Consider the following 4,007-nt stretch of genomic DNA (forward strand, 5'->3'; position numbering starts at 1 on the left):
GCTATTGCTGATAGTAAAATTGCCTATCGTTTTAATGGTATCGGCGCAGATGATTGCCGCCGCAACAAAAGACGCGCGAAATGCTGCGCTACAATTTGCGACAGATTCAGGTAGTCAGGTTGGTTCAATTAGCGACGCATCACAAGGTGTCTTTCAGATCCTCGCCAGCGGCAGTGACGAGGACGATCCCGCCGCAATGAATAAAACGGTCCGGGTAGTGACAACTGTAACCTATGAGCTGGTGGATTAATCAGAACCGCTTCAACGGAACGTCATTCCAGGCGTTCCGTCGCGCTTTCCTTCTCTCTGCATAGTATCCAGGTGCGCTTACCGTCCCTCGCGTATATACTTTCGCTCTTTCGATATCATTCATATCAATATCATGCAAAAGAAATCAATTTATGTTGCCTACACGGGCGGAACCATCGGAATGCAACGTTCCGAGCAGGGATATATTCCGGTGTCGGGCCATCTGCAACGCCAGTTGGCGCTGATGCCAGAATTCCATCGCCCGGAGATGCCTGATTTCACCATTCATGAATATACGCCGCTGATGGACTCTTCTGATATGACGCCAGAAGACTGGCAACATATCGCTGAAGATATTAAAGCGCATTATGACAACTACGATGGTTTTGTCATTTTGCACGGCACCGATACTATGGCGTACACCGCGTCTGCGCTCTCGTTCATGCTGGAAAATCTTGGTAAGCCCGTCATAGTGACCGGGTCACAGATCCCGCTGGCAGAATTGCGCTCCGATGGACAAATTAATTTGCTGAATGCGTTATATGTTGCCGCTAACTATCCGATTAATGAAGTAACGCTTTTTTTCAATAATCGTCTGTATCGCGGCAACCGCACCACCAAAGCTCATGCTGATGGTTTTGATGCTTTCGCCTCACCAAATCTCCCTCCGTTACTGGAAGCGGGTATCCATATTCGTCGTTTGAATACACCACCTGCCCCGCACAGCGAGGGGCCATTGATCGTTCATCCGATTACCCCACAACCAATCGGCGTGGTAACAATTTATCCAGGGATTTCTGCTGACGTCGTGCGTAATTTCCTCCGTCAACCAGTGAAAGCGTTGATACTGCGCTCTTACGGCGTGGGCAATGCGCCGCAAAACAAAGCTTTCCTGCAAGAATTACAAGAAGCCAGCGATCGTGGGATTGTGGTGGTTAACCTGACACAATGTATGTCCGGTAAAGTCAATATGGGAGGGTACGCCACCGGCAACGCACTTGCCCATGCTGGAGTTATTGGCGGCGCGGATATGACCGTAGAAGCCACGCTAACCAAACTACACTATCTGCTTAGCCAGAAACTGGATACCGAAACTATTCGCAAGGCCATGAGCCAAAACCTGCGCGGCGAACTGACGCCAGATGATTAAGGAGACTGTAATGACCCATCGCGCCCTGTTACTGGTCGATATACAAAATGATTTCTGTGCTGGTGGCGCGCTTGCTGTTCCAGAAGGCGACAGCACTGTAGATGTCGCCAATCGCCTGATGGACTGGTGTCAGTCACGCGGAGAACCGGTTATCGCCAGTCTGGACTGGCACCCGGCTAATCACGGCAGCTTTGCCAGCCAGCACGGTGTAGAGAGTTATACTCAGGGCCAACTTGACGGCTTGCCGCAAACTTTCTGGCCAGATCACTGTGTGCAAAACAGTGAAGGAGCGCAATTGCATCCGTTACTGAAGCAAACAGCGATCGCAGCAGTGTTCCATAAAGGTGAAAACCCTTTAGTCGACAGTTACAGCGCCTTTTTTGACAATGGTCGTCGGCAGAAAACCGCACTCGATGACTGGTTACATAACCATGAAATCAATGAATTGATCGTTATGGGTCTGGCTACTGATTACTGCGTAAAGTTCACTGTACTGGACGCGTTGCAACTAGGTTATAGCGTAAATGTCATCACCGATGGTTGTCGCGGCGTGAATATCCAGCCACAGGACAGTGCGAACGCGTTTATGGAGATGTCAGTTGCAGGTGCAACGTTGTATACGCTGGCGGACTGGGAAGAGACGCAGAGATAATTTTTTAGGATAAATAAGATCTCCTGGATTGAATGCAGACTTAATTTAGCACCGGATATAAATTAAGTCTGTTTTTTTAGAACACAATGCCTACTATTATCTGAAAATAATAAAAAACACCCCGAGCCACAATAATTAAGGCAAGAATTTTCCATAATATCAAGCCGTTATATTTTATAGCACTACAAAACACTGCACAAAGAGAAAGCGGGGTATAAATGATATATAAAAGCATTACCAATAAAGATAAATATCCAGCGATATCTATATCAATGGTGGCGTGTAACATTTGATAATTGAGGGTATAAAAAAATAATCCCATCATCATCGATGGCAAAATTGCCGTTATCCAGTAAGTAAAACTAAGAGGATAATCCCCCTTCAACCAACGAATGAATACTTTTAGACAATGCATCTAAGTTACTCCAGATTCACCACTTATAGCCCATATCATTATTTTCAAGTACAGCGATACTTTCTTTAAATCTGATTATTTCCCCTGCATCTGACTTATAATACAGGGCAAGATTACGAAAGCCCGCTCCCCGCAAGGACTGATGCGAGGTAGTTTCTGTCCATGGCTGCTTTTCGCATCTTACGTCTTAACCCTGCCCTGAATACCTTATCTTTCGTTAAAATATTAATAGCAATGTGTCGTATCCCTGAAAATAACTCTGCTGTGTTTCCTCTTCTTATTTTGCAGTCGTCTTCATTCATTAGCACGTCCAGACGCCAGTGCAGCTTATTCTCCACATGCCAATGATTCCGAATCGCTGTCGCAGACTTCTCAGCGATTAAATCAGCAGAACTGATATAATATCTGACCGTCATTTCTGACTCCTTCTTTTGTTCAGCTATTATTGACCGAAATGACACTGCCAGGCATAATTTCTTCAGTCCTTTCCATTCAAATGTAAAATCGATAAATTCATCAGGAACATCGCAAACAATATGGAGACGGGTTTCTTCTCTGCCGTGACTTTTTTCACTCATTGCGTAACTGTCATGATCTGGATTATTTAATTCTTTCAGCGGGAATTTTTCCTCAAAGGCTTTATTAAGTCGACCCTGATTTCCTTTTACAGCGAATAAATAATCACCTCCCTGTTTTTGTATCTTCTCTGCAATATCTTTCTGGCAACCCATCGCATCAGTTGTGATGATTTTCCCTTTAATATCCACCATGTTAAGAAGTTCAGGGATAGCAGTAATCTCACTGGATTTCTCATCCGTCCTGATCTGTCCGATGACCAGACTGTGCATTGTTGAGAACGCACTAATGACATGAATCACTCCCCTGCGACGACTCTTGTCATAAGAGTGCCGGAGCGTTTTTCCATCAATTGCAATGACGTCTTTATCATTTGATGAGTGGCAGTCACGCATCCAGTTAATAAAGCACTCGTGAAATTTTGCAGGACTGATACAGGATACAACTCTGGCAATGGTATCGTGAACAGGAATACCATTTTCAAAATCACCATAGTGCTTCAAAAAATCGAGATGCGTCTCACCGAAATCCTCTATATCTTCCCAACCTTCTGCACCAGAAATGACGGCGCAAATAGTCAGAAGCATAATATCTGACAATTTATGTTCCACTTTCCAGGCTTGTCTGTAATCGGGGATAATAGAAATATGCTCCATCAATTTTTAAGTCCCATTTCGTTTTACTTATTCATATAATAGGGTATTTGATTATATATAAACTGCGAATCATTTAGTACAAAAGTGTACTTCTGATAATTTTTATCTGAGTAAGAATTTAAGAGCCAAGATCTTCAAAAATACGTTTTTTAAAATCAATATCCAATTCCGACTCATTAATCAATGTATTAATTTCAGTCCTGTCAGGTTTATTATTTAGATAATTAGAATGAATAAAAACTTCGAGTGTATAAACACTATCTATTTTCTTGTTACTCCACCTAATTGCAAACCAATTTAGAATGGGTG

At 43.6% G+C, this 4,007-nt stretch carries 5 protein-coding genes and 1 pseudogene; 3 read left to right on the forward strand and 3 right to left on the reverse strand.

What is annotated here, in order from left to right:
- The 3 genes and pseudogenes from EA14781_RS21835 to pncA form a co-directional block, all read left to right on the forward strand.
- Nucleotides 1-250 (forward strand): annotated as a pseudogene (locus tag EA14781_RS21835) (SIMPL domain-containing protein); the annotation flags it as partial.
- Between the two features lie 132 nt (nt 251-382).
- Nucleotides 383-1,399 carry an asparaginase gene (ansA, locus tag EA14781_RS21840; RefSeq protein WP_001170181.1) on the forward strand — a complete coding sequence of 339 codons (1,017 nt, stop codon included), beginning with the start codon at nt 383-385 and terminating at the stop codon, nt 1,397-1,399.
- A gap of 10 nt (nt 1,400-1,409) precedes the next feature.
- Entirely contained in the window at nt 1,410-2,051 is a 642-nt protein-coding gene (gene pncA / locus EA14781_RS21845; protein ID WP_000149682.1) for a bifunctional nicotinamidase/pyrazinamidase, read from the forward strand.
- Between the two features lie 76 nt (nt 2,052-2,127).
- Here the strand turns inward: pncA and EA14781_RS21850 are convergent, their stop codons facing one another.
- From EA14781_RS21850 to EA14781_RS25545, 3 genes are all read right to left on the reverse strand, one after another.
- On the reverse strand, nt 2,128-2,466 hold the full coding sequence (locus EA14781_RS21850) for a hypothetical protein (RefSeq protein WP_000543515.1): 339 nt from the start codon (nt 2,464-2,466) through the stop codon (nt 2,128-2,130).
- A 113-nt stretch (nt 2,467-2,579) separates the two neighbouring features.
- Nucleotides 2,580-3,698 (reverse strand): ISAs1 family transposase, encoded by a 1,119-nt coding sequence (locus EA14781_RS21855; protein ID WP_042336288.1) that lies wholly within the window; start codon nt 3,696-3,698, stop codon nt 2,580-2,582.
- 118 nt (nt 3,699-3,816) lie between these two features.
- On the reverse strand, nt 3,817-4,007 hold a 191-nt coding region (locus EA14781_RS25545; protein ID WP_218186748.1), incomplete at its 5' end, for a hypothetical protein.

Origin of the sequence: Escherichia albertii NBRC 107761 = DSM 17582, from assembly GCF_000759775.1 — a bacterium.
Classification (GTDB): Bacteria; Pseudomonadota; Gammaproteobacteria; order Enterobacterales; family Enterobacteriaceae; genus Escherichia; species Escherichia albertii.

Bases quoted from the DNA above. Each gene is read 5' to 3' on its own strand.
- ansA (WP_001170181.1), top strand. From the start codon at position 383: ATGCAAAAGAAATCAATTTATGTTGCCTACACGGGCGGAACCATCGGA.
- EA14781_RS21850 (WP_000543515.1), bottom strand. From the start codon at position 2,466: ATGCATTGTCTAAAAGTATTCATTCGTTGGTTGAAGGGGGATTATCCT.
- EA14781_RS21855 (WP_042336288.1), bottom strand. From the start codon at position 3,698: ATGGAGCATATTTCTATTATCCCCGATTACAGACAAGCCTGGAAAGTG.
- pncA (WP_000149682.1), top strand. From the start codon at position 1,410: ATGACCCATCGCGCCCTGTTACTGGTCGATATACAAAATGATTTCTGT.